The sequence below is a fragment of the Klebsiella sp. CN_Kp113 genome, assembly GCF_040064585.1.
Classification (GTDB): domain Bacteria; phylum Pseudomonadota; class Gammaproteobacteria; order Enterobacterales; family Enterobacteriaceae; genus Klebsiella; species Klebsiella michiganensis.
In genome coordinates this window covers 1-24,592 of sequence record NZ_JBEAID010000020.1, presented here as the reverse complement: position 1 = coordinate 24,592, position 24,592 = coordinate 1, and the positions used below count along the sequence as shown (strand labels likewise).

Annotated in this window: 16 protein-coding genes, 4 pseudogenes and 1 other annotated feature (1 of these 21 cut by a window edge); of the genes and pseudogenes, 13 read left to right on the top strand and 7 right to left on the bottom strand. The window is 53.2% G+C overall.

Annotation, left to right across the window (positions count from 1 at the left end; translation table 11 throughout):
• Nucleotides 1-11, top strand: a sequence feature (Thr leader region); it begins 107 nt to the left of the window's first position.
• Nucleotides 12-36: 25 nt separating this feature from the next.
• The 3 genes from thrA to thrC are packed head-to-tail and all read left to right on the top strand — an operon-like array spanning nt 37 to nt 4,714.
• Nucleotides 37-2,499 (top strand): bifunctional aspartate kinase/homoserine dehydrogenase I, encoded by a 2,463-nt coding sequence (thrA, locus tag ABLV30_RS12420; protein WP_154920109.1) that lies wholly within the window; start codon nt 37-39, stop codon nt 2,497-2,499.
• A 1-nt stretch (nt 2,500) separates the two neighbouring features.
• Complete coding sequence (thrB, locus tag ABLV30_RS12415; RefSeq protein ID WP_004128739.1) at nt 2,501-3,430, top strand: homoserine kinase; 930 nt, start codon at nt 2,501-2,503, stop codon at nt 3,428-3,430.
• A gap of 3 nt (nt 3,431-3,433) precedes the next feature.
• A complete protein-coding gene (gene thrC / locus ABLV30_RS12410) occupies nt 3,434-4,714 on the top strand; it encodes a threonine synthase (RefSeq protein ID WP_004098452.1) in 1,281 nt (426 codons plus the stop codon).
• Between the two features lie 52 nt (nt 4,715-4,766).
• Here thrC and yaaA read toward each other — a convergent pair whose 3' ends face one another.
• Both yaaA and ABLV30_RS12400 read right to left on the bottom strand, forming a co-directional pair.
• On the bottom strand, nt 4,767-5,540 hold the full coding sequence (gene yaaA / locus ABLV30_RS12405; RefSeq protein WP_004098454.1) for a peroxide stress protein YaaA: 774 nt from the start codon (nt 5,538-5,540) through the stop codon (nt 4,767-4,769).
• A 77-nt stretch (nt 5,541-5,617) separates the two neighbouring features.
• A complete protein-coding gene (locus ABLV30_RS12400) occupies nt 5,618-7,048 on the bottom strand; it encodes a sodium:alanine symporter family protein (protein WP_048262678.1) in 1,431 nt (476 codons plus the stop codon).
• 203 nt (nt 7,049-7,251) lie between these two features.
• On the opposite strand from ABLV30_RS12400, the gene tal reads away from it, so the two are divergent.
• The 3 genes from tal to ABLV30_RS12385 all read left to right on the top strand — a co-directional run bounded on the left by tal (nt 7,252) and on the right by ABLV30_RS12385 (nt 10,323).
• On the top strand, nt 7,252-8,205 hold the full coding sequence (gene tal, locus ABLV30_RS12395) for a transaldolase (RefSeq protein WP_004098458.1): 954 nt from the start codon (nt 7,252-7,254) through the stop codon (nt 8,203-8,205).
• Nucleotides 8,206-8,304: 99 nt separating this feature from the next.
• Complete coding sequence (gene mog, locus ABLV30_RS12390) at nt 8,305-8,892, top strand: molybdopterin adenylyltransferase (protein WP_004098459.1); 588 nt, start codon at nt 8,305-8,307, stop codon at nt 8,890-8,892.
• Nucleotides 8,893-9,012: 120 nt separating this feature from the next.
• Entirely contained in the window at nt 9,013-10,323 is a 1,311-nt protein-coding gene (locus tag ABLV30_RS12385; RefSeq protein ID WP_014227850.1) for an MFS transporter, read from the top strand.
• A 42-nt stretch (nt 10,324-10,365) separates the two neighbouring features.
• Here ABLV30_RS12385 and satP read toward each other — a convergent pair whose 3' ends face one another.
• The 3 genes from satP to ABLV30_RS12370 form a co-directional block, all read right to left on the bottom strand.
• Entirely contained in the window at nt 10,366-10,932 is a 567-nt protein-coding gene (gene satP, locus ABLV30_RS12380; protein ID WP_014227851.1) for an acetate uptake transporter, read from the bottom strand.
• 88 nt (nt 10,933-11,020) lie between these two features.
• Nucleotides 11,021-11,770, bottom strand: coding sequence for an acidic protein MsyB (msyB, locus tag ABLV30_RS12375; protein ID WP_025106856.1), 750 nt, complete (start codon nt 11,768-11,770; stop codon nt 11,021-11,023).
• A gap of 27 nt (nt 11,771-11,797) precedes the next feature.
• Nucleotides 11,798-12,202, bottom strand: coding sequence for a DUF2541 family protein (locus ABLV30_RS12370; protein WP_265801772.1), 405 nt, complete (start codon nt 12,200-12,202; stop codon nt 11,798-11,800).
• 386 nt (nt 12,203-12,588) lie between these two features.
• Here ABLV30_RS12370 and dnaK point away from each other — a divergent pair, with 386 nt between their 5' ends.
• From dnaK to ABLV30_RS12350, 4 genes are all read left to right on the top strand, one after another.
• Complete coding sequence (gene dnaK / locus ABLV30_RS12365) at nt 12,589-14,505, top strand: molecular chaperone DnaK (RefSeq protein WP_004128758.1); 1,917 nt, start codon at nt 12,589-12,591, stop codon at nt 14,503-14,505.
• Between the two features lie 87 nt (nt 14,506-14,592).
• Entirely contained in the window at nt 14,593-15,726 is a 1,134-nt protein-coding gene (gene dnaJ, locus ABLV30_RS12360; protein ID WP_064406215.1) for a molecular chaperone DnaJ, read from the top strand.
• A gap of 167 nt (nt 15,727-15,893) precedes the next feature.
• Nucleotides 15,894-16,841 (top strand): LysR family transcriptional regulator, encoded by a 948-nt coding sequence (locus tag ABLV30_RS12355; RefSeq protein ID WP_025106854.1) that lies wholly within the window; start codon nt 15,894-15,896, stop codon nt 16,839-16,841.
• 124 nt (nt 16,842-16,965) lie between these two features.
• Nucleotides 16,966-17,313, top strand: coding sequence for a phage holin family protein (locus ABLV30_RS12350; protein ID WP_348865604.1), 348 nt, complete (start codon nt 16,966-16,968; stop codon nt 17,311-17,313).
• Nucleotides 17,314-17,390: 77 nt separating this feature from the next.
• On the opposite strand, the gene ABLV30_RS12345 is transcribed toward ABLV30_RS12350, so the two are convergent.
• Together ABLV30_RS12345 and ABLV30_RS12340 are read right to left on the bottom strand one after the other, a co-directional pair.
• On the bottom strand, nt 17,391-17,924 hold the full coding sequence (locus ABLV30_RS12345) for a glycoside hydrolase family 108 protein (protein ID WP_025106853.1): 534 nt from the start codon (nt 17,922-17,924) through the stop codon (nt 17,391-17,393).
• 16 nt (nt 17,925-17,940) lie between these two features.
• Nucleotides 17,941-18,385: pseudogene (locus ABLV30_RS12340) on the bottom strand (transcriptional regulator).
• Nucleotides 18,386-18,770: 385 nt separating this feature from the next.
• Here ABLV30_RS12340 and ABLV30_RS12335 point away from each other — a divergent pair.
• The 3 pseudogenes from ABLV30_RS12335 to ABLV30_RS12325 form a co-directional block, all read left to right on the top strand.
• Nucleotides 18,771-20,871: pseudogene (locus ABLV30_RS12335) on the top strand (glycosyl hydrolase family 18 protein).
• 90 nt (nt 20,872-20,961) lie between these two features.
• A pseudogene (locus ABLV30_RS12330) lies at nt 20,962-24,007 on the top strand (chitinase).
• A 306-nt stretch (nt 24,008-24,313) separates the two neighbouring features.
• Nucleotides 24,314-24,539, top strand: a pseudogene (locus ABLV30_RS12325) (cytoplasmic protein); the annotation flags it as partial.
• Nucleotides 24,540-24,592: the final 53 nt, after the last annotated feature.

The window sequence follows — 24,592 nt, the reverse complement described above, 5'->3', positions numbered from 1 at the left end:
GCTTTTTTTTCGATAAAAAATCAAGGGGTCATAACCATGCGTGTGTTGAAGTTCGGCGGTACATCAGTGGCAAATGCAGAACGTTTTCTGCGTGTTGCCGATATTCTGGAGAGTAATGCCAGGCAGGGGCAGGTAGCGACCGTACTGTCTGCCCCGGCGAAGATCACTAACCATCTGGTTGCGATGATCGAAAAAACCATTGGCGGGCAGGATGCGCTGACCAATATCGCTGATGCCGAACGCATTTTCGCCGAACTTCTGCAAGGCCTCGCCGATGCCCAGCCGGGCTTTCCGCACGCTCAGTTGAAAATGTTTGTCGAGCAGGAGTTTGCGCAAATCAAACACGTCCTGCACGGTATTAGCCTGCTTGGACAGTGCCCGGATAGCGTCAATGCGTCTCTGATCTGCCGGGGAGAAAAGCTCTCCATCGCTATTATGGCCGGCTTACTGGAAGCGCGCGGTCATAACGTCACGGTGATTAATCCGGTTGAAAAACTGCTTGCCGTTGGCTATTACCTCGAATCCACCGTGGATATCGCCGAGTCGACCCGCCGCATTGCCGCCAGCCAGATCCCGGCTGACCATATGGTGCTGATGGCGGGCTTTACCGCCGGTAACGAAAAGGGCGAACTGGTGGTGCTGGGCCGTAACGGCTCTGACTACTCCGCAGCCGTGCTGGCCGCCTGCCTGCGCGCCGACTGCTGTGAAATCTGGACCGACGTTGACGGCGTTTATACCTGCGACCCGCGTCAGGTGCCGGATGCGCGTTTGCTGAAGTCGATGTCCTATCAGGAAGCGATGGAGCTCTCCTACTTCGGCGCCAAAGTTTTGCACCCGCGTACTATCGCACCCATCGCCCAGTTCCAGATCCCCTGTTTAATCAAAAATACCGGCAATCCGCAGGCGCCGGGTACGCTTATCGGCGGCAGCAGCGATGAAGACGATCTGCCGGTGAAAGGTATCTCTAATCTCAACAATATGGCGATGTTCAACGTCTCCGGGCCGGGAATGAAGGGGATGGTTGGCATGGCGGCGCGCGTGTTCGCCACTATGTCCCGCGCGGGAATCTCCGTTGTTCTTATCACCCAGTCCTCTTCCGAATACAGCATCAGCTTCTGCGTGCCGCAGAGCGATTGCGCTCGGGCGAAGCGGGTAATGGAAGATGAATTTTATCTGGAGCTGAAAGAGGGGCTGCTTGAGCCGCTGTCGATCATGGAACGCCTGGCGATTATTTCGGTTGTCGGCGATGGTATGCGCACCCTGCGTGGGATTTCCGCTAAATTCTTCGCTGCGCTGGCGCGCGCCAATATCAACATTGTGGCGATTGCCCAGGGTTCTTCCGAGCGCTCTATTTCCGTTGTCGTGAGCAACGATGATGCGACCACCGGCGTTCGCGTGACCCACCAGATGCTGTTCAATACCGATCAGGTGATTGAAGTGTTTGTCATTGGCATCGGCGGCGTCGGCGGCGCGCTGATCGAACAGATCAAGCGCCAGCAGAGCTGGTTGAAGAGTAAACATATCGACCTCCGCGTTTGCGGGGTGGCTAACTCGCGCGCCTTGCTGACCAACGTACACGGCCTGAACCTTGAACACTGGCGCGATGAGCTGGCGGAAGCCAAAGAGGCGTTCAACCTGGGGCGACTTATTCGTCTGGTGAAAGAGTACCATCTGCTGAACCCGGTGATTGTCGACTGTACCTCCAGCCAGGCGGTGGCCGATCAGTACGCCGATTTCCTGCGCGAGGGTTTCCACGTGGTGACGCCGAACAAAAAGGCCAATACCTCATCGCTGGATTACTATCATCAGCTGCGTCATGCCGCGAGCAGCTCACGACGTAAGTTTTTATACGATACCAACGTCGGCGCGGGGCTGCCGGTAATCGAAAACCTGCAAAATCTGCTGAACGCCGGCGATGAGCTGCTGCGCTTCTCCGGTATTCTGTCCGGCTCGCTGTCATTTATCTTCGGTAAGCTGGACGAAGGCGTAAGCTTCTCCGCGGCGACGAAGCTGGCGCGTGAAATGGGCTATACCGAACCGGATCCGCGCGACGATCTTTCCGGCGTGGATGTCGCGCGTAAGCTACTGATCCTCGCGCGTGAAACCGGGCGCGAACTGGAGCTGTCTGACATTATCGTAGAGCCGGCGCTACCGGCGGGTTTTGACGCCAGCGGCGATGTCGACAGCTTTATGGCACGCCTGCCTTCTCTGGATGACGAGTTTGCCTCGCGGGTCTCAAAAGCGCGCGATGAAGGTAAGGTCTTGCGCTATGTCGGTAATATCGAAGAGGATGGCACCTGCCGCGTGAAAATCGCCGCGGTTGATGGCAACGATCCGCTGTTTAAAGTGAAAAACGGCGAGAATGCGCTGGCGTTCTACAGCCACTATTACCAGCCGCTGCCGCTGGTGCTGCGCGGTTATGGTGCGGGTAACGATGTGACGGCGGCTGGCGTTTTCGCCGACCTGCTGCGTACCCTGTCATGGAAGTTAGGAGTTTAAGATGGTCAAAGTATATGCCCCGGCTTCCAGTGCTAATATGAGCGTCGGGTTTGACGTGCTGGGCGCGGCGGTAACGCCGGTTGACGGCACGCTGCTGGGGGACAATGTCTCGGTTGAGGCGGCGACGAGCTTTAGCCTGCAAAACGTGGGTCGCTTCGCCAGTAAACTGCCGACGGCGCCGCAGGAAAATATCGTCTATCAATGCTGGGAGCGTTTTTGCCAGGAGATTGGCAAGAAGGTACCGGTGGCGATGACCCTGGAAAAAAACATGCCGATTGGTTCCGGCCTGGGCTCCAGCGCCTGTTCCGTCGTCGCCGCGCTGGTCGCGATGAACGAGTTCTGCGGCAAGCCGCTCAATGAGAGCCGAATGCTGGCGCTGATGGGCGAGATGGAAGGGCGGATTTCCGGCAGTATCCATTACGATAACGTCGCGCCGTGCTATCTGGGCGGGATACAATTGATGCTTGAGGAAAACGGCATCATCAGCCAGCAGATTCCGGCCTTCGACGAGTGGCTGTGGGTGCTGGCCTATCCGGGTATTAAGGTCTCCACCGCGGAGGCGCGGGCAATTTTGCCGGCGCAGTATCGCCGTCAGGACTGTATTGCCCACGGTCGTCATCTGGCGGGCTTTATTCACGCCTGCTATTCCCGCCAGCCTCAGTTGGCGGCGAAGTTGATGAAAGATGTGATTGCCGAACCGTATCGTACCAAACTACTGCCGGGCTTCAGCGAAGCGCGTCAGGCAGCAATGGAAATTGGCGCGCAGGCGTGCGGCATTTCCGGTTCCGGTCCTACGTTGTTTGCACTATGCGATAAACCGGAAACCGCGCAGCGCGTCGCCGACTGGCTGGCTACGCACTATCTGCAAAATCAGGAAGGCTTCGTTCATATTTGCCGGCTGGACACGGCGGGCGCTCGAGTAGTGGGATAACCAATGAAACTCTATAACTTAAAAGATCATAACGAACAGGTCAGCTTTGCGCAGGCCGTCACGCAGGGGCTTGGCAAGCATCAGGGGCTGTTCTTCCCGCACGATCTGCCGGAATTCAGCCTGACTGAAATCGACGAGATGCTGCAGCAGGACTTTGTGTCGCGTAGCGCAAAAATCCTGTCGGCATTTATCGGCGATGAGATCCCGCAGGGCGTTCTGCAAGAGCGCATCGGCAATGCCTTTACCTTCCCGGCGCCGGTCAGCAAAGTGCAGGACGACGTCGGCTGCCTCGAACTGTTCCACGGCCCGACTCTGGCGTTTAAAGACTTCGGCGGCCGCTTTATGGCGCAGATGCTCACCCATATCGCAGGCGACAAACCGGTCACTATTCTGACGGCCACCTCCGGCGACACCGGCGCGGCGGTTGCGCACGCGTTTTATGGCCTGCCAAACGTCAAAGTGGTCATTCTCTATCCGCGCGGCAAAATCAGCCCGCTGCAGGAAAAGCTGTTCTGCACCCTCGGCGGTAACATTGAAACTGTGGCTATCGACGGCGACTTTGACGCCTGCCAGGCGCTGGTTAAACAGGCCTTTGATGATGAAGAGCTGAAAGCTGCGCTGGGTCTTAACTCGGCTAACTCAATCAATATCAGCCGCCTGCTGGCGCAGATTTGCTATTACTTTGAAGCCGTGGCTCAGCTGCCTCAGGAAGCCCGTAACCAGCTGGTTATCTCGGTACCCAGCGGTAACTTTGGCGATCTGACCGCCGGCCTGCTGGCCAAATCTCTGGGTCTGCCAATCAAACGCTTTATTGCGGCGACTAACGCCAACGACACCGTGCCGCGCTTCCTGCAGGACGGTAACTGGTCGCCGAAAGCAACCCAGGCCACGCTGTCTAACGCCATGGACGTCAGCCAGCCGAACAACTGGCCGCGCGTGGAAGAGCTGTTCCGTCGTAAAATCTGGCGCCTGAATGAGCTGGGCTACGCGGCGGTGGATGATGAAACCACCAAAGAGACCATGCGTGAGCTGAAGGCTATCGGCTATACCTCAGAACCGCATGCGGCGATTGCTTATCGCGCGCTGCGCGACCAGCTGCAGGCGGGTGAGTACGGCCTGTTCCTCGGCACGGCGCATCCGGCGAAGTTTAAAGAGAGCGTGGAAGAGATTCTGCAAGAGACGCTGCCGCTGCCGAAAGAGCTGGCCGATCGCGCCGATCTGCCGCTGCTGTCGCATAATCTGCCGGCCGATTTTGCCGCGCTGCGTAAGCTGATGATGGGCTAAGTCTGAATCAGCGCTTCCCTGCTGCGTGATTTGCGGCAGGGAAGCGGTTTTTTTACTGCTCGTGGCGTTTAAAGACCAGCTCTCCGTTACCCGAAGCGTCGGCGTCAAAGAAATAGCCTTCACTATCAAAGCGGGTCAGCTGCTCCGGCTTCGTTAAGCGATTCTCAATGATGTAACGACTCATCAAGCCGCGCGCTTTTTTAGCGTAGAAGCTGATCACTTTAAACTTGCCGTTTTTCTCATCAAGGAATACCGGCTTTATCAGCTGGCCCTCAAGCCGTTTGGGTTTCACCGACCTGAAGTACTCATCAGAGGCCAGATTTACCACAATATCGTCGCCCTGGGCTTTCAACGCCTGATTCAGCTTATCGGTAATAACGTCTCCCCAATACTGATACAGATCTTTGCCTTTTGCGTTCTCAAGCTTAATCCCCATCTCCAGACGATAGGGTTGCATCAGATCCAGCGGGCGCAGAACGCCGTACAGGCCGGAAAGCATCCGCAGATGCTGCTGGGCAAAATCGAAATCGGCTTCGCTAAAGGTCTCTGCCCGCAGGCCGGTATAGACATCACCCTTAAACGCCAGGATCGCCTGACGGGCGTTGTCCGGGGTGAAGTCTGGCTGCCAGTCGTGAAAGCGGGTCGCGTTCAGGTCAGCCAGCTTGTCGCTGATGCCCATCAGTTTACCAATCTGCGGTGCCGACAGCTGACGGGCAATGCCGATAAGCTCCTGAGAGTGTTCCAGTAGCTCTGGCTGGGTATAACGCGTCGTTGCCAGCGGGCTTTGATAATCGAGCGTTTTTGCAGGTGAAATCAGAATGAGCATATCCAGTCCTTACAGGAAATTTTTGACGACTTTAGCAAAAAAACGTCATGAGAGGATCGATAGCTGCGATTGCCGCGCTATTCGCGCGGCAGGTTGTCCCATGTTCCCGGTACCAGCTGCTGATGAATTTCAGGGTAGCGGGTGACGTCAAATTCCGGCCGCTGGCCCAGCTTCCGCTGTCGCAGATAATCGCTGGCAATGATCCGCACCGTCGGCGACAGCAGCAGGATAGCCGTCAGGTTAGTTATCGCCATCAGCGCCATGATGATATCCGCCATCTGCCAGACCACCGGTAGGCTGACCATCGCGCCGGTGACGACCATACACAGCGTGAGCAGACGCAGCAGCCAGATGTTACGCAGGCTATCCATGCGGAGAAAAATGAGATTATTTTCGGCATAGATATAGTTTGCGACGATCGAACTGAAGGCGAACAGCAGCACGATAAAAGCGACAAAGCTGGAACCCCAGTCGCCGACGAGGTTGCTCATCGAATGCTGGATAGCCTGAATGCCGCTTGCCGCTTCTTCGTTGCCGTCTCGCGGCGCCAGCATGATGATCACGGCGCTGGCGGTACAGATCACGATGGTATCAATAAAGACGCCAATCATCTGTACGATCCCCTGCGCCGCGGGATGAGGGGGCCAGGAGGCGGCAGCGGCGGCGGAATTTGGCGTCGAACCCATACCCGCTTCATTGGAAAACATCCCGCGCTGAAAGCCGCTGGTGAGCGCCTGGCTGATGGTGTAGCCCACCGCGCCCGCAGCGGCCTCTTGCCAGCCGAAAGCGCAGCGGAAAATGATTTCAAAAATCGTCGGCAGGGCGGTGATATGCCACAGGCCGATAATCAGGCTGGTCAGCACCCACAATAAAGCCATAAGCGGCACGAGCCACTGCATCAGCCGCGCTACGCCGCGAATCCCGCGAACGATGACCAGCAGGGTCAGCGCCGCCAGGACGCCGCCGGTGATAACATCGGGTAAACGAAACGCATACTCCATGGCATGGGCAACGGAGTTGGCTTGTACGGTATTAAAGATGACGCCGTAGGCCAGCAGGAGAAGAATGGAAAACAGCACGCCCATCCAGCGCATGCCGAGTCCCCGGGCCATATACCAGGCCGGGCCACCGCGAAAGTGCCCGCGGGAGTCGCGCTCTTTATAAAGCTGCGCGAGAGAACATTCGGCGAAACTGCTGGCCATGCCGAGCAGCGCCGAGACCCACATCCAGAAAACGGCGCCGGGGCCACCTGCGGCAATGGCCAGCGCCACGCCTGCCATATTGCCGCTGCCCACGCGCGCCGCCAGGCTCATACAGAGCGCCTGAAAAGAGGTTAACCCGCCGGGCTGCGGCTGAAGGCTCTTTTTCAGACTTCTGCTAAACTGGCGGATATAACGGAACTGTATAAATTTTGTTCGCCAGGTAAACCAAACGCCAGCGCCCAGTAACAGATAAATCATTACCGAGCCCCAGAGTATTTCATTGATAAACGACAGAAAATCAGGCATCAAGCATCCTCTTGCCCATATCGGTGCGTGAGTGTAAGCGCTACCAATCCAGTGACAATCCTTTAGTGTTCAGGGAATTAATTGGCCCAGTTTATCACACTCTGCGCTCATGCATTGTAGGCGGTTGCGCTGCCCCGGCAGCGTGTTATCATCTTGGCAGACCGGTTACATCCCCTTAACTGCTGTTTAAGAGAAACACTATCATGACGGATAAATTGACTTCTCTGCGTCAGTACACCACTGTCGTAGCTGATACCGGAGATATCGCGGCAATGAAGCTGTATCAGCCTCAGGACGCCACGACTAACCCTTCTTTGATTCTCGGCGCGGCTCAGATCCCTGAGTACCGTAAGCTGATTGATGACGCTGTTGCCTGGGCTCGCGGCCAGAGCAGCGACCGCGCGCAGCAGATTATCGATGCTTCCGATAAGCTGGCGGTGAACATTGGTCTCGAAATTCTTAAGCTGATCCCTGGCCGTATTTCCACCGAAGTTGATGCTCGCCTGTCCTATGACACCGAGGCTTCTATCGCCAAAGCTAAGCGCCTCATCAAACTGTACAACGATGCTGGCATCGGCAACGATCGCATTCTGATTAAACTGGCTTCTACCTGGCAGGGCATTCGCGCCGCTGAGCAGCTGGAAAAAGAAGGCATCAACTGTAACCTGACGCTGCTGTTCTCCTTCGCTCAGGCGCGTGCCTGTGCGGAAGCGGGCGTATTCCTGATTTCTCCGTTCGTTGGCCGTATCCTCGACTGGTACAAAGCCAACACCGATAAGAAAGAGTACGCGCCGGCAGAAGATCCGGGCGTGGTGTCCGTAAGCGAAATCTACGAATACTACAAACAGCACGGTTACGAAACGGTGGTTATGGGCGCAAGCTTCCGTAACCTCGGCGAGATCCTCGAACTGGCCGGCTGTGACCGTCTGACTATCGCTCCTGCGCTGCTGAAAGAGCTGGCGGAAAGCGAAGGCGCCATCGAACGCAAACTGGCCTTCAGCGGCGAAGTTAAAGCGCGTCCGGCGCGTATCACCGAATCTGAATTCCTGTGGCAGCACAACCAGGATCCGATGGCGGTAGATAAACTGGCGGAAGGCATCCGCAAGTTTGCGATCGACCAGGAAAAACTGGAAAAAATGATCGGCGATCTGCTGTAATCCCCCATGTGGCCGGCGTCCGTCGGCCACATTAAACTGTCTGCCTTGCTCCCCTCGGTGTATTATTCTGTCTATTAATACTGTTTGAACGGAATAATCATGAACACCTTACGAATCGGCTTAGTTTCCATTTCCGATCGCGCCTCCAGCGGCGTCTATCAGGATAAAGGCATTCCAGCGCTTGAAGCGTGGCTGGCCCGTGCGCTCTCCACGCCTTTCGAATTGCAAACCCGCTTGATCCCGGATGAACAGGTTATTATCGAGCAAACCCTCTGTGAACTGGTCGATGAAATGGGCTGCCATCTGGTCCTGACTACAGGCGGCACGGGCCCGGCCCGCCGTGATGTCACCCCGGATGCGACGCTGGCGATTGCCGATCGGGTGATGCCCGGCTTTGGTGAGCAAATGCGCCAGGTGAGCCTGCACTTTGTGCCGACGGCCATTCTTTCTCGTCAGGTTGGCGTTATCCGCAAGCAGGCGCTGATCCTTAACCTGCCCGGGCAGCCAAAGGCGATTGAGGAAACGCTGGAAGGCGTGAAAGATGCGGAAGGTAACGTGCTGGTGCACGGCGTTTTCGCGAGTGTACCGTATTGTGTACAGCTGCTTGAGGGGCCTTATGTGGAAACAAACGGCGAAGTAGTAGCAGCTTTCCGTCCTAAAAGCGCCAGGCGTGAAACATTATCCTGAATTTACCGTATTCCTGATATAACCTGCATCACCAGTGGTGTGTTGTTTTATTTACGATATAGTGTTTTTTACTTTACACTATGCGTAGAATATCTTCATACCTCTGGATGATTGCCCGTTATGTCACACTACACCCGACCTCTGAATCGACAGGATTATAAAACGCTGACGCTGGCCGCCCTCGGCGGCGCGCTGGAGTTTTACGATTTCATTATCTTTGTCTTCTTCGCCGCCGTTGTCGGCGAGCTATTTTTCCCGGCCGATATCCCGGAATGGCTGCGCCAGGTGCAGACCTTCGGCATTTTTGCGGCGGGCTATTTAGCTCGTCCTCTTGGCGGCATCATTATGGCCCATTTTGGCGATCTGGTCGGGCGTAAGAAGATGTTTACCCTGAGTATTTTACTGATGGCGCTGCCTACGCTGGCGATTGGCCTGCTGCCCACCTACGCGTCGGTAGGCATCGTGGCGCCGCTTTTGCTGCTGCTTATGCGCATTCTTCAGGGGGCGGCGATTGGCGGTGAAGTCCCCGGCGCCTGGGTCTTTGTGGCGGAGCATGTACCGGAAAAAAGAATAGGTATCGCCTGCGGTACGCTGACCGCTGGCCTGACGGTGGGGATATTACTGGGGTCGGTCGTCGCGACGCTGATTAATACTCATCTGACTCCTCAGGGTATCCACGATGGCGGCTGGCGTATTCCGTTCCTGTTAGGCGGCGCGTTTGGTCTTGTCGCCATGTATCTGCGCCGTTGGCTCCAGGAGACGCCGATTTTCCTCGAAATGCAGCAGCGTAAAGCATTAGCGCAGGAGCTGCCGGTTAAAGCCGTCGCGCTGAAGCATCAGAAAGCGGTGGTGGTCTCAATGCTGCTGACCTGGCTTTTATCCGCCGGCGTGGTGGTGGTGATCCTGATGTCGCCGGTCTGGCTGCAAAAGCACTACGGTTTTGCCCCCGCAATCACCCTGCAGGCGAACAGTATTGCCACTATCATGCTGTGTATCGGCTGCCTGCTGGCAGGGCTGGCCGCTGACCGTTTTGGCGCCAGCCGCACGTTTATTGTCGGCAGCGTATTCCTCGCGGCGGCAAGCTGGGCGTTCTATCATCTTTCCGGCGATAGCCCGCAGCGCCTGTTCCTGCTTTACGGTGCGGTGGGGCTGTGCGTCGGCGTGGTCGGGGCGGTTCCGTATGTGATGGTGCGCGCGTTCCCGGCTGAAGTGCGTTTTACCGGTATCTCATTCTCTTATAACGTCTCTTACGCCATCTTTGGCGGTCTGACGCCGATTGCGGTGACCATGCTGATGGGCGTTTCGCCGATGGCGCCCGCGTGGTACGTGCTGGCACTGTCGTTGATGGGATTGGGGCTGGGGATCTGGCTGCGCCAGGGGCTGGAACAACAGGTCGCTGCGCCGAAAGCTGAACTGCAGCGCCTGCCGTAAATCGATAGGGCTCACGTCGCCGCTCGCGAGCGGCGACGTTAATTAATGCTTTTCGCCGATTGGCAGAACGGTGCGGCCAAACTGCTCGTTCAGCACTTCACCCATCGCCAGATAGATGGCGCTAGCGCCACAGACCAGACCGACCCAGCCCGCAATCTTAACGATGCCTTCGTTATCAGCCAGGTGACCAATCGCCAGCAGCGCGAACAGCACGGTCAGACTGAGGAAAACAAACTGCAGCATACGCGCGGCTTTCAGGGTGCCAAAGAACATAAACAGGGTAAAAACGCCCCATAGTCCCAGGTACATACCGAGGAAGTGCGCGTTGGGTGCTTCTGCAAGGCCCATTTTCGGCATCAGAAGAATAGCAACCAGCGTCAGCCAAAAAGCGCCGTAAGACGTGAATGCGGTTAAACCAAAGGTGTTGCCTTTTTTAAACTCCAGCAGGCCGGCAAAAATCTGCGCAATGCCGCCGTAAAAAATGCCCATCGCCAGGATAGCTACATCAAACGCGAACAGGCCGCTATTTGCCAGGTTAAGCAGAATAGTGGTCATGCCGAAGCCCATAAGGCCCAGCGGTGCCGGATTAGCCAACTTAGTGTTGCCCATAATTCCTCAAAATAATGATTAGAAAGGGAAGCATTCCCCGTCTCTCAGCGACGGGGCGCGGCATAATAATTAGGCGCTGCGAAACTGTCTATGATCTGGCGGGGTATTTTTCACCAATTTCATTTTTCACCTGATGAAGTCTGGTCATTTGCCGCAAACAGGCAATATGCAGTACGGCCGGGATGGTCACGCGATAAGCGCTGCCGCTCACGGCTTTGACGCCATTAAATGCGGCGCCGAGGGGGCCGCCAAGCCCCGCGCCGCGAACCAGACCGTGGCCGATGACGCTAACCGCGGCGTGCGTGCGCAGGATCTTCGCCAGCCGGATTTCCAGAAGGTGGTTGACGCCCTGCGCCAGCTTATTTGTCTGCAGCAGATGGGGAAGTAATGCTTTATGGTCGTTGACCCGACACTCAACGGCAGTGAAGAAGTCAGCTTTCTGCCGATCGTCCATCTTCTTCCAGCTGTGTTCAAGGAAGTGCTCCAGAAGATGCTGTTCTATTTCCGGCGTAGAGGTGTGCTTATCGGCTTTGATTTTTAGCCGCTTGCAAACATCCAGCAAAATTTCCCGGTAGAACTTTCCGTGACGACGCAGCGTGTTGGCGATGCTGTCGCCGCCAAAGTGCTGGAGCTCGCCGGCAATGAGCTGCCAGTTGCGACGATAGCGTTCGGGATGCCCTGCCATCGCCTGGAAAGTTTGATTACGTAATAGCGTGCTTGAAAGACGCGGCTTTCCATTCTCATTGTGGGTCAGAATTCGGGTGAATGTTTCCAGATGCTCTTCGCTACAGCGATGAAGAAAAGAGAGGTCTTCATCATCCAGATAATTAATTTTCATAAATACCAGATAAGGTGAACAGTAATATTAATCGTCGCCAATGATTTTTAGCGAGGCCATGTCGGAAGAGTTAATCGTGTGGCCAGAAAAAGCGATTTTTTTTACGCAGCGCTTGTTATCGTTGTCGCTATTAATGTTAATCCAGTCGGTGGTTGCCCCCTGTTTGATGGTTGACGGAACGTTGAGGCTCTGGCTGGCGCTATTGCTGGCTTTAAAGTACACCGTCGCGCCGGAGAGCTGGATGTCGCCGCGATCGGCAGTGAGCTGGATACGCTTAATCACCCGGCATACCGGTAGCTTCAGCGTGAGATCGTTAGTCTCATTTCGCGGCATGGCGACAACCCCTAAAATTTTATGATCGTTAGCGGATGCTGACGATATTAAGGCGGCGCTTAAAAATAACCCTGCTGATATATGAATCAGTGATTTCATGAGGATTTCCTGAATATTGGATGTGTCATAGCGGGGGCGTATTTTATCACCGGAACTTTATTGTCTTTAGCACGTAATTATTGCGGATTATGTCAATTGTTTTGTGAATATATTTAACTTTAATTATTATCATTAATTATATTTTGTGCGTTTTTAGGCCCGCTTTCCGGACCGCTTATGAGGCCTGCTTGCCACCCGTCGGCGCGGGCAGGGCAAAAATTTTTTTGTATCCCCCCTTGATGCCGCGGTGGGCGACCCCATCTTGTAGTCAACCGCAGTGAATGAACCTGAAAAAAAATGATGTCTGGGTAGTTGAAACCGCACGTTTCGCCCTTATTACAGGTTCACAACCACATGTTGACTGAATTTTTAGTGGAGACGTTTAGATGGGTAAAATTATTGGTATCGACCTGGGTACTACCAACTCTTGTGTAGCGATTATGGATGGCACTACTGCACGCGTGCTGGAGAACGCCGAAGGCGATCGCACCACGCCTTCTATCATTGCCTATACCCAGGATGGTGAAACTCTGGTTGGTCAGCCGGCTAAACGTCAGGCAGTGACAAACCCGCAAAATACCCTGTTTGCGATTAAACGCCTGATTGGCCGCCGCTTCCAGGACGAAGAAGTCCAGCGTGACGTTTCTATCATGCCGTACAAAATCGTTGCCGCAGACAATGGCGACGCATGGCTTGATGTGAAAGGCACTAAAACCGCACCGCCGCAGATCTCTGCCGAAGTGCTGAAGAAAATGAAGAAAACGGCTGAAGATTACCTGGGTGAACCGGTAACTGAAGCGGTTATTACCGTACCTGCTTACTTTAACGATGCTCAGCGTCAGGCAACCAAAGACGCCGGCCGTATTGCAGGTCTGGAAGTCAAACGTATCATCAACGAACCGACTGCCGCTGCGCTGGCTTACGGTCTGGATAAAGAAGTCGGCAACCGCACTATCGCGGTGTACGACCTCGGTGGTGGTACCTTCGATATCTCCATTATCGAAATCGACGAAGTTGATGGCGAAAAAACCTTCGAAGTTCTGGCGACCAACGGTGATACCCACCTGGGCGGTGAAGACTTCGATACCCGTCTGATCAACTACCTCGTTGACGAGTTTAAGAAAGATCAGGGCATTGACCTGCGTAACGACCCGCTGGCGATGCAGCGCCTGAAAGAAGCCGCTGAGAAAGCGAAGATTGAACTCTCTTCCGCTCAGCAGACCGACGTGAATCTGCCGTACATCACCGCAGATGCCACCGGTCCGAAACATATGAACATCAAAGTGACCCGTGCGAAACTGGAAAGCCTGGTAGAAGATCTGGTTAACCGTTCCATCGAGCCGCTGAAAGTTGCTCTGCAGGATGCTGGCCTGTCCGTATCCGATATCCAGGACGTTATCCTGGTTGGTGGTCAGACCCGTATGCCAATGGTTCAGAAGAAAGTTGCTGAGTTCTTCGGTAAAGAGCCGCGTAAAGACGTTAACCCGGACGAAGCCGTTGCCATTGGCGCTGCTGTTCAGGGCGGCGTCCTGACGGGTGAAGTGAAAGACGTTCTGCTGCTGGACGTTACCCCGCTGTCTCTGGGTATCGAAACCATGGGCGGCGTGATGACTGCGCTGATCAATAAGAACACCACCATCCCGACCAAGCACAGCCAGGTGTTCTCAACTGCTGAAGACAACCAGTCTGCGGTAACCATCCATGTTATTCAGGGTGAGCGTAAACGCGCATCGGATAACAAATCTCTGGGTCAATTCAACCTGGATGGTATCAACCCGGCACCGCGCGGTATGCCTCAGATCGAAGTGACTTTCGACATCGATGCTGACGGTATCCTGCATGTGTCCGCGAAAGACAAAAACAGCGGTAAAGAGCAGAAGATCACTATCAAAGCCTCTTCTGGTCTGAACGAAGAAGAAATTCAGAAAATGGTACGCGATGCTGAAGCTAACGCAGAAGCTGACCGTAAGTTTGAAGAACTGGTACAGACCCGTAACCAGGGTGACCACCTGCTGCACAGCACGCGTAAGCAGGTTGAAGAAGCAGGCGATAAACTGCCGGCTGACGATAAAACCGCTATCGAGTCTGCGCTGACCGCGCTGGAAACTTCGCTGAAAGGTGAAGATAAAGCCGATATTGAAGCGAAAATGCAGGCGCTGGCCCAGGCTTCCCAGAAGCTAATGGAAATCGCTCAGCAGCAGCACGCTCAGCAGCAGGCTGGCGGCGCTGACGCTTCCGAGAGCAACGCGAAGGACGACGATGTTGTTGACGCTGAGTTCGAAGAAGTGAAAGACAAAAAATAATCGCCCTTTGAACGGGTAAAACACTGGCACGGGCGAAGAGGTTTCCTCTCCGCCCGTGCACGCATGTTAAGGGGCTGAAAAACACCAATGGCAAAGCAAGACTATTACGAGATTTTAGGCGTTTCCAGAACAGCGGAAGAGCGTGAAATCAAAAAGGCGTATAAGCGCCTGGCCATGAAGTATCACCCGGACCGTAACCAGGGTGATAAAGAGGCTGAAGCTAAATTCAAAGAAATCAAAGAAGCGTATGAAATCCTGACCGATGCCCAGAAGCGTGCAGCCTACGATCAGTACGGTCACGCCGCATTTGAGCAGGGCGGCATGGGCGGCGGCGGTGGTTTTGGTGGCGGCGCGGATTTCAGCGATATCTTTGGCGATGTTTTCGGTGATATCTTTGGCGGCGGACGCGGTCGCCAGCGCGCAGCGCGCGGCTCGGACCTGCGCTATAACATGGATCTGACGCTCGAAGAAGCCGTTCGCGGCGTAACCAAAGAGATCCGTATCCCGACTCTGGAAGAGTGCGACGTTTGCCACGGCAGCGGAGCCAAAGCGGGTAGCCAGCCGCAGACTTGCCCAACCTGTCACGGTGCGGGCCAGGTCCAGATGCGCCAGGGTTTCTTCGCCGTTCAGCAGACCTGTCCGCATTGCCAGGGGCGCGGTACGCTGATTAAAGATCCGTGCAATAAATGCCACGGTCATGGTCGCGTTGAGAAAACCAAAACGCTGTCGGTTAAAATCCCGGCGGGCGTCGATACCGGCGACCGTATTCGTCTGGCAGGTGAAGGTGAAGCGGGCGAGCATGGCGCACCTGCTGGCGATCTGTATGTACAGGTCCAGGTTAAGCAGCACGCCATTTTCGAGCGTGAAGGAAATAATCTGTACTGCGAAGTCCCGATTAACTTCACCATGGCCGCTCTCGGCGGAGAGATTGAGGTTCCGACGCTGGACGGTCGTGTAAATCTTAAAGTGCCGGGCGAGACGCAGACAGGTAAGCTGTTCAGGATGCGCGGTAAAGGCGTGAAGTCCGTGCGCGGCGGTGCGCAGGGCGATCTGCTGTGCCGCGTGGTGGTTGAAACTCCGGTTGGTCTTAACGATAAACAAAAGCAGCTGCTGAAAGATCTTCAGGAGAGCTTTGGTGGACCAACGGGTGAGAAGAACAGTCCGCGCTCTAAAAGTTTCTTCGATGGTGTGAAGAAGTTTTTCGATGATTTGACGCGCTAATTGCTATTCATTTCCTGACTTTCTCCAAGCCCGGGCCTTCGTGCCCGGGCTTTTTTCTATCCGGCTTCCACACTATTTAAATTAACCTATTATTTATCAGGGCTAACAATTGATTTATTTTGAGTATTATCTATATTGCTTTTTTCATTTTTAGAGGCCTGCAGCGGATGGGATCGAAAGGTGCCAATAAGGATTTTGATTATAATTTAATCAAGACTCTTGACGCTGTTATTTCGGCTGGAAATGCTGCTAAAGCAGCCAAAAAACTTGGAATTACCCCTTCTGCCGTGTCATTGGCGCTCCGCCGTTTACAAGGGTATTATCAGGAAGAGTTGTTTGTTCGTGGTAAAGATGGTTTGTTACCTACCGCGAAGGCGATTGAAATCTATCAAAATTTCCGTCAGGTGATGGAATTGGTAGAGAGCACATTTATTTCCGACAAAAAAGATAACGCTGACGCCAGGATGACTATTTTAGGCGGAGATATCGTTGAGACTTACTACCTCTCTCAGCTTTATGCAGACGATATCTTTGAGCACGTGTTACTAAATCATTATTCATCACGAAATCTTTCCCGCGAGGTGCTGGCTGATTTACTACTCACTGCGGAATGCGATCTTCTGATTAGCAGCGAGCCGTTGAATATCCCGGGAATTGATAATCAGCTTATCGACAGCTTCAGGAGCTTTGTTTGCATTTTCGCCAGCAACCATATCCTGAGTACCTTACCTCATATCTCATTACATCATTTCTATTCTTCTCGTCACGCGATGTATCAACTGGGTAGGTATTCTCCGATGATTATAAATGATAAAGGCCTTTTTAAAGATAATCTTTATTATAAAGGATCGCGCATTATCGGCTATCGCACCGATTCACTTAATGGGATGTTAAGTATGATTGAACGCACCTCATTAATCGCATTAATGCCGTTAAAGCTGGCACTTTTTTATAAAAATCAGCGCAAATATGATATTAAGTTTGTTCAGCCGCCACCTGAACTCACGTTCAAATCTATACAGATTTATGCATCATGGGACAAAAATAGTAAAAATATATCCATCATTAACGAAGTTGTCTCCCGGTTACACACGCTGTCATCATTTCGTCGCTGAGGAGTATCTTTTCAAACACTATATCAAATATGGTTTGGTTTGATACTCTTTGATTATTTTAAAATAGTCAACCTACCTACACTCTGGTGGTGCCTTTTTATATGAGTTAATCAAGGAGTGTACTATGTCTATTCCCAACCATCTCGAAACCACGGAAGTCGTTTTGCTGGAAGTCGAAATATTGTTCACAATTATTGCTACCGGCGCCTGGGGGGGATTTGTTAGCTATCTTATCCGCCGTGATAGGCAAGAGGGTGACGATCATTCCCATAAGGGAATCATGCACTGTTTGACCCAAGTGGTGGTTTCCTGTTTTACCATTTTTTTGCTCAGCGCTGTAGCGATTGAAAAAGAGCTTAGTTTTAATATGGTGCTACTCGCCGCCGGTCTTGGCGGAGTATTTGCAGGGCCGATTTTAAAAATTCTTGGCGAGAAAATTAAAAAAGCGCTGGACGACGCAAAAATACATTAACTACATCTTTAATGTATATCGATCATGATAAAAGGCTCATCCCTGAGTCTTTTATTAGCTATAATTAAATAATCGTGTTATTTGACTCTGGCTTTCATCCAGCCAAAAATGAACTCTTCATTTTGTCTATTTTTTTCAGTGATATCCAGGTAGTAGGCGCCCTGGCTACAGTTGAGCGCTTTGACTAATACCTCCTCCCCCTGCTTACCCCGTAAGGTCAGAAAATACTTGAGGGCCGCGAGCGTTCGGGGGCCAATCTTGCCATCGGTTTTGATATCCTGGTAGCTTCTTTCTTCCCGATTTAGTGCATTTAGCCAGCGCTGTAGCCACACGCAGGGATAGTGGGGGCCAATATTGACTGCGGCATCGCAGAGTTCAAAGGAAATGGGGTAGGAGAGTGTTGATATCTGCTCGAAGCCAGGTTTAATCCAATAATCTTCTTCGAGAATAGAAAATGCTTCAGTTCGCGTCAGGTTGATCATCTCACCGGTATAACCATGGGCCCGGGCTGTCGCCTCAGTGATTCCCCAGTTGGTTGCACCACCTTTATCTTTCGGGTTCAGGCTGTAACCACCTTCCATCGCCAAAATGCCATCAATGATTGGGTTCATTTTTTCTCTCCTTGAATTAATGAATATGCAAATACATCACTGTACCGAGGGTGACAGAAAAGACCGTGGTTAATGCTGCCAGCGTCTTTCTGAAAACCTGTCGTTTGTTTTCTTTCTTCTTGCTTTCCATTGCTTTAATAGGGATCTCTTTATTAACTTGAATGCCTTGTCTTGGGATGGTGATAAAGAGATCGTTTATTCCAAGCGACTTCAGATCTCGTCTGATCAGGTAGAGTATTTGCGTTAAATTTGCATCATTGACAAAATGGCTACGACTTCCCCATAACTCTGTGGTTATTTTTTTGGCGCTCAATAATATCCATATCAGCATTTTCGATGATGAAGCTAAGACACTTCGCCCTCATTGCCGTCATTTTAATGACCTTTGAGTTGGAAGCGGTTCTCAGTTCATACTTTCCTTCATTATAAACGCAATTGTCGTTGATGAGATAAGTTTTCATATTGTCGTCCTTTAGATATGATCCTGTTTGCTTGCGTTAAATATATTGTACGAGAATTGTCTTAATCTATTACTTGTCATCCGTATTATTGTAATGTCATTTGATGGTGAGAGCTTAATCACATAATCTCATGTAAGTTAAATGATATTTAACTAGATGATTAATGATATTTACTATGCTGCTGATGTTTTAATCCCGTTTTGATGAGATGCGTTTACCTGCTGAGGAGCCGGAGATTATTACTATCATTTTGGCCTCATAAATTAGCGTGAAGCCTGTCTCGAAAACGTGATGTTTTGTGATTAGCCATCGCCTCGTAAGGATTGGATTATTGGCCCGGCAGAACGAACTGCGACAATTTTTCAAACTTAAAAGGAAATTAAAAATGGCTACCAGCAAATTGATTCAAGGCGATACGCTGACCGAAACCAGCAACGCCGCAGACGGCTTTAACCCGGCAACAGAAGTGAGCGCATACAGCTATACCTCCGCTCGCGTCGCTAAACCGGTCTATAACAAATACAAAGCTTCCACCACCAAACCCAAAGTCTTCGGCTACTACACCGACTGGTCACAGTATGATGGTCGTCTGCAGGGCGATGATTCAAAAGATAACCGCGGTCGCGGCTACGACCTGGCCAACGTTTCTCCTACCGCCTACGACAAAATCATCGTCGGTTTCGTCGGCGTGACCGGCTTCCACAAAGTAGACAACCTGTGGCGCGACGTGGTTGCCGAAGGTGCCGATCAGTGCGGAAAAGTGAAGTACGAGCCCACCTTTCTCGACCCGTGGGGCGACTTCCAGTCTTACGTTAACGTTGGCCATACCGTCAGCGGCTGGGATGTCGATCCGAAGACCGTGACCCAGAGTAATACTAAAGGCCTGCTCGGCGGCCTGCGCGATCTGCAGGCCAAAGCGAAGCAGCAGGGCCACGACCTGGTGCTGTCCATGAGCATCGGCGGCTGGAGCATGAGTAACGGTTTCCATGAAACCGCCGCGTCTGACGCCGCGCGTAAGGTCTTTGCCAAAGGCGTGGTAAAACTGTTCAAACAGTTCCCGATGTTCAGCGAAGTGGATATCGACTGGGAATATCCGAACGCCGAAGGCGCTGGCAACCCGTACGGCCCGGAAGACGGCGAGAACTACGCCCTGCTGATTGGCGAACTGCGTAAGCAGCTGGACGCCGCAGGCCTGAGCAACGTCAAAATCTCCATTGCCAGCTCGGCGGTGGTCAAGACGCTCGGCTACTCTAACGTCAATGCGCTGCTGGAAGCGGGCCTGTACGGTATCAACGTCATGACCTATGACTTCTTCGGTACCCCGTGGGCGGAGAGCGTGACCCACCACACCAACCTGAAGGCGCTGGAAGAAGGCGGCTGGGGGGGGGGATACCGTTGTCGGCCATCTGCTGTCCGAAGGCTTCCCGGCAGAGCGCATCAACATTGGTTACGCTGCCTACACCCGTAACGGGCGCAACGCGGAGCTGGAATCCCTGTCCCCGCTGAAAGGCACCTATAACCCGGGCACCGGCACCACCGTAGGCTCCTTCGAATCGGGTACCACCGAATGGTACGACATCATTTATAACTACCTGGATCTGGAAAACCAGAAAGGCCGTAACGGCTTCAACGTCTACACCGACAAGGTTGCCGACGCGGACTACCTCTACAACCCTGACAGCAAACTGTTCATGTCCCTGGATACGCCGCGCACGGTGAAAGCCAAGGGCGAATATGCCGCCAGCCTCGGCTTGGGCGCGCTGTTCACCTGGACAATCGACCAGGACAACGGCGTGCTGGTTAACGCCGCCCGTGAGGGTCTGGGCTATGAAATAGCGTCTGAAGTTATCGATATGGAGCCGTTCTATTTCGAAGGCATCAACGTCGACCCGGCGGATGAACCAGATGAAGAAGATGCGACTACCGACGTGAACCACGCGCCGAAAGCCGCCGTTGAACTGCGCGTCGTCGGCGGCTCTACCGTACAGCTTTCCGGTGAAGGATCCTCTGACGAAGATAAAGACGATATCACCTTCAGCTGGGGGGTTCCGTCTGAAATCACCGTGGCTGACAAAACCGTTCCCGTGATCGAGTTCGTCGTTCCGGACGTTTCCGTTAAAACCAACTTCCAGTTCACCCTGTTTGTCCGGGATGTCTGGGGTGAGCCTTCTACCCAGCAGCGTTTCGTGCTGGTCGCCGTTCCGGCTGCGTCTCAGATTCAGCCTGAGCCGGAAGAGGAAGATAGCGTTGTGCCAGTAGAGCCGGAAGAAGATACCACGCCGGCAGAAGATGAGACTTCCGGGGATGACGCGACTACGCCTTACCCGCTGTGGGATGCTGCTACCGTGTACGGTGGGAACTGGGGATCATTCGAAACGGTAAGCTGGAAAGGCCATAACTACCAGGTGAAATGGTGGTCTCAGGGCGACCAGCCGGATCTGAACTGCGCTGCGGGCCAGGCGTGGACTGACCTTGGTGCTTACTAATCCTTTTCATTAAAGGAAAAGGATTGAGTTCAACAATACAAGCCCCGGAAAACCGGGGCTTTTTCCACCAGGGAACGAGGAGTGTTGTCAATGACGGTCTCGATTAAAAACAGCCAGATCGATGTGAATAGCTGGTATCAAAAAATCACGTTAACCATCACCAATGAAAATAACCGTGCCGTGGATATGAATCATGCGGTCATTAGCTTTACCGGGTCCGGCCATCAGGATCCGTGGGGAAATTTTGGCGGTACCCTCAAAGGGGACATGCCTCTTACGTTAAGCGGTAAATCACAGGGGACCGTTGACGTCAATGAAATCATTATTAATAACAGCCGGCAGCTGTTACTGCAGCCGGGCGAAAGCGGTACGTTATTCTTTAGTTTTGCCGCCACTCAGGTTCCGGTAAAACTCTCGACCTTCACATTAACTCTGGCCTCTTCGGCACAAGACGAGACAACGGATGACGCTGCAGATGAGGTTGAGCCAGAACCTGAAGTTCCCGCCGATGATGATACTGATAGCCTGAAGCCCGAACCTGAAGACAATATCCCTGCTGATGAGGAAACGGATGAGGTTGCTCCGGAACCTCAAGAGCAGGGTGATGATGCGGTTGAGGAAGAGGAAGGGATGGTTATTGCGGCAAGCCAGCTGAGTACGACCAGCTGGTATCAGCGCGTCACCCTGACGCTGACCAATCTCTATTCCCACTCTATCGATCTTAATCAACTTAAGCTGGAGTTTACCGCCAGCGGGCATCCCGATCCTTACAGCCCGTTCAGCGGTTCTTTGCTCGGCAATAAGCCCGTGACGCTGGGCAGCGACGGCGGTTGGCCCATCGAGAAAAATACGATTACCCTTCATCATGATGGCGAGTTCTGGCTGACGGCCGGGGCCAGCGCCGAGCTGCAGTTCTTTCTTTCCGCGACCCAAACTCCGGTCACGATGAGCGGCTTAACCGCAACCCTGGCGCACGATCCTGGCCGTCAGGGGACGATTGAAATTCAGTTCCACCGTTGGCGGAAAGCACAACCCTCAAGCCGACCATCGATCTGCGCTATCCAGACGCAACATCACAACGCTTTGCCGGCGAGTGGGGACAGGCTTTAGTCATCGGCGATCTTAGCGCCGGCGATTACGCTATCACCGTGCTGGAGCTGTGCAATGATGATATGCGGATCGCGCCTGTTGAATCGACGTATCCGCTTAAGCTTGTTTCCGGTCATGACGCCCAGACCTGCCGGGTTGCGTATCAATCGCCAGTACCGTTGGCTTCGGTACGCCTGACTGTCGATGCCCCTGAGTTCATCGGCGCGGAAATGGTGGTTGAGCTGTGGACGGAATCTGGCGTCTGCGAAAGAACCCTGACAATGCCCGTCAATCAAATGCAGCTGGTGACCCGGCTTACCGCGGGGCACCGCTATCAGATGGGTTTGCAACCTGCGGTTATCAATAACCAGATGGTGACGACTCCCGCCCAGCCGACTATTTTTACCCCTGAACAAGGGGTGGCGAAAGAGGTGCTCGTCGGTTTCCGGCAGACGGAGGTTGATAGCCATGGTTTTGTTGAGGTTCAGGCCACTATACTGGGCTTGCCTGAGGGCGTTTCGCCCCAGCGCTATCGGTTCTGCTATGGGCAATATCAATATACTCTGATGCTGGAGAGCACTCCCCATCTGCAAACGCTGGCGATGCCTATGGCTCCTGGCCAGTACAGCGTTGAGGCGCCAGAGGTTTATCTCTCCGGGACGCCGTGGCGCTGTGAACCGGACGCGCCGCTGCGGCTGTTGCAAAGCGTCAACCATATCACCCTGGAGTTTGTTCAGGGCGTTCCGGCTGGCCAAACTATCTCGCCCACGGTGGCGTGACGGTGAATGCGGCGGACACCGTATCGCTATACCGCGACGTCCCCTTCAGCGCCCTGTTTAAATACGATGGTTTTGATGGCGGCGGTGACCCCGTCCCGGCTGCGGAAGTGGATAAAAACGGCGACGGCTTTCTTGATTATGATTCGCTCCCGATTCACAAAACCGTTCCTCTGGTACGTGAGATTGAAAAAGAGGCGGGCCGTTGCGTAATGCCGGTCATGGTGGTGTATACCGCCAATGCCAGCGGCGGCAGCGCGCTCGCCGATCTCCAGGACGCTCAGCGGTTGCGTAACCATTTTGGCAACTTCATCACCCAGTGTCTCGCGGCGCAATCCTGGAAGGATGACGAGCATCCGGTTCCCGCCACCTTTGTGCTGAACCCCGATTTTCTTGGCGCGATGCAGCAGGAGCCGTATGGCTACGCTGCGGTGCGTCAAGCGAATAGCATGCAGGTTAATGTCCAACTGGCGGCCGCGATTAACGCTTTGCCTGCGCTTCCGGGATTCAGCGCGCCGGTGTTGCCGACTTTCTCTAACGATCTCTACGGTTATGTCCAGGCGATCAACTACCTTGTGCGGCAGTTCGCGCCGGATGTGGCATTCGGCTGGCAGACAAACGTATGGGCGACAGGAACGGCAGATTGGGTACTCAGGCCGAACGCCGATCCGGCCGCGCAGGGGACCGCTATCGCCAACTTTATCAATGAGCTGGGTGTCTATAGCGGTGAGTATGCGCCAGACTTTATCGCCTTTGATAAATTTGAGCGCGATTGCTTTAGCCCTGATGCATTAGCGCACTATGCCTGGAACGCGACCTGCTGGTTTAATTATCTGGGGATGGTAAAACACGCGGCTAAAGCGCTGCGTAAACCGGCAATGCTGTGGCAAATTCCGGGCGGCCATATGCCAACCGTGGATGAAGGCAACAGTAAAATTGCCGCCGCTCATTACGCATCGGGCGGAAGCTTCTTTATGGGCGATGTGCGTATTGGCTGCGATCTCGATACCATCGCGTCAGATCTGCTCAATACGGCGGTGAATAGCGCAACTTACGGCGCGGAGACCGTCGGTGACTTTTTACGCCAGGATAAGGGTTACGACTGGGGGCAAATGCAGGCATTGAATCTACCCGACTACCATGTTTTCTCAGTACTGTGGGGCGGCGGCTCGACGGTAAGCATAACCACCATTCACTCTAATGGTGAAGATGGCGGTTGGCTTGCAGATAAAATGGTTGAGTATTATACCGCACCGGCCTATTTCAGTTAATGTCGCATTTACCCCGCCATAGCGCCTGAAAAATGCATCGCTGTTCATAGTGATTCAGAATATTTAATTTCTGAATCACTATTTTTTAGTGTATTTTTATTTCGTGAGAGATAGTTTCAGCAGTTATTTTATTGTTATGTTAATTTTTTGTTTTGCGATTTATTTGTGGTTGTTGAAGTTTATATTAAGAATTTGCGCTTTGTGCGAAGTATTGCGTTTTCGTGCTTGCGGCTAAAAATATACTTCCGGGAGGATGTTTATAATGAATTGAAGATAACCTCCGTTAAGTATATCTTGGGGTAATCTATGATTATGGTAATAATGAAAAATGAAATTAGACGTTGCTGAAAATGATAATGGGAATACCCTGCATTCCTATCTTTTTTCCCAACAGGCTAAACCGCATGCAGCGCTTGATGCACTCTTCGCCTCGCTATGGCCCTTCGGTAAACCTTTTAATTTGGCTCCCGGAGATGAGTTTTTACTGAATTCAGACGGGGAAAATAAAATTGTGCTGCTGGAGTCCGGTATATTTAATGAGATGGTCACTCCCTCCTTCCCGGTACTATGCTGAGGACAGGCTTT

Coding starts and splice junctions, on each gene's coding strand:
- dnaJ (WP_064406215.1), top strand. CDS start 14,593: ATGGCAAAGCAAGACTATTACGAGATTTTAGGCGTTTCCAGAACAGCG.
- thrA (WP_154920109.1), top strand. CDS start 37: ATGCGTGTGTTGAAGTTCGGCGGTACATCAGTGGCAAATGCAGAACGT.
- dnaK (WP_004128758.1), top strand. CDS start 12,589: ATGGGTAAAATTATTGGTATCGACCTGGGTACTACCAACTCTTGTGTA.
- ABLV30_RS12400 (WP_048262678.1), bottom strand. CDS start 7,048: ATGCCTGATTTTCTGTCGTTTATCAATGAAATACTCTGGGGCTCGGTA.
- tal (WP_004098458.1), top strand. CDS start 7,252: ATGACGGATAAATTGACTTCTCTGCGTCAGTACACCACTGTCGTAGCT.
- satP (WP_014227851.1), bottom strand. CDS start 10,932: ATGGGCAACACTAAGTTGGCTAATCCGGCACCGCTGGGCCTTATGGGC.
- thrC (WP_004098452.1), top strand. CDS start 3,434: ATGAAACTCTATAACTTAAAAGATCATAACGAACAGGTCAGCTTTGCG.
- yaaA (WP_004098454.1), bottom strand. CDS start 5,540: ATGCTCATTCTGATTTCACCTGCAAAAACGCTCGATTATCAAAGCCCG.
- ABLV30_RS12385 (WP_014227850.1), top strand. CDS start 9,013: ATGTCACACTACACCCGACCTCTGAATCGACAGGATTATAAAACGCTG.
- ABLV30_RS12355 (WP_025106854.1), top strand. CDS start 15,894: ATGGGATCGAAAGGTGCCAATAAGGATTTTGATTATAATTTAATCAAG.
- ABLV30_RS12345 (WP_025106853.1), bottom strand. CDS start 17,924: ATGAACCCAATCATTGATGGCATTTTGGCGATGGAAGGTGGTTACAGC.
- mog (WP_004098459.1), top strand. CDS start 8,305: ATGAACACCTTACGAATCGGCTTAGTTTCCATTTCCGATCGCGCCTCC.
- ABLV30_RS12350 (WP_348865604.1), top strand. CDS start 16,966: ATGTCTATTCCCAACCATCTCGAAACCACGGAAGTCGTTTTGCTGGAA.
- thrB (WP_004128739.1), top strand. CDS start 2,501: ATGGTCAAAGTATATGCCCCGGCTTCCAGTGCTAATATGAGCGTCGGG.
- ABLV30_RS12370 (WP_265801772.1), bottom strand. CDS start 12,202: ATGAAATCACTGATTCATATATCAGCAGGGTTATTTTTAAGCGCCGCC.
- msyB (WP_025106856.1), bottom strand. CDS start 11,770: ATGAAAATTAATTATCTGGATGATGAAGACCTCTCTTTTCTTCATCGC.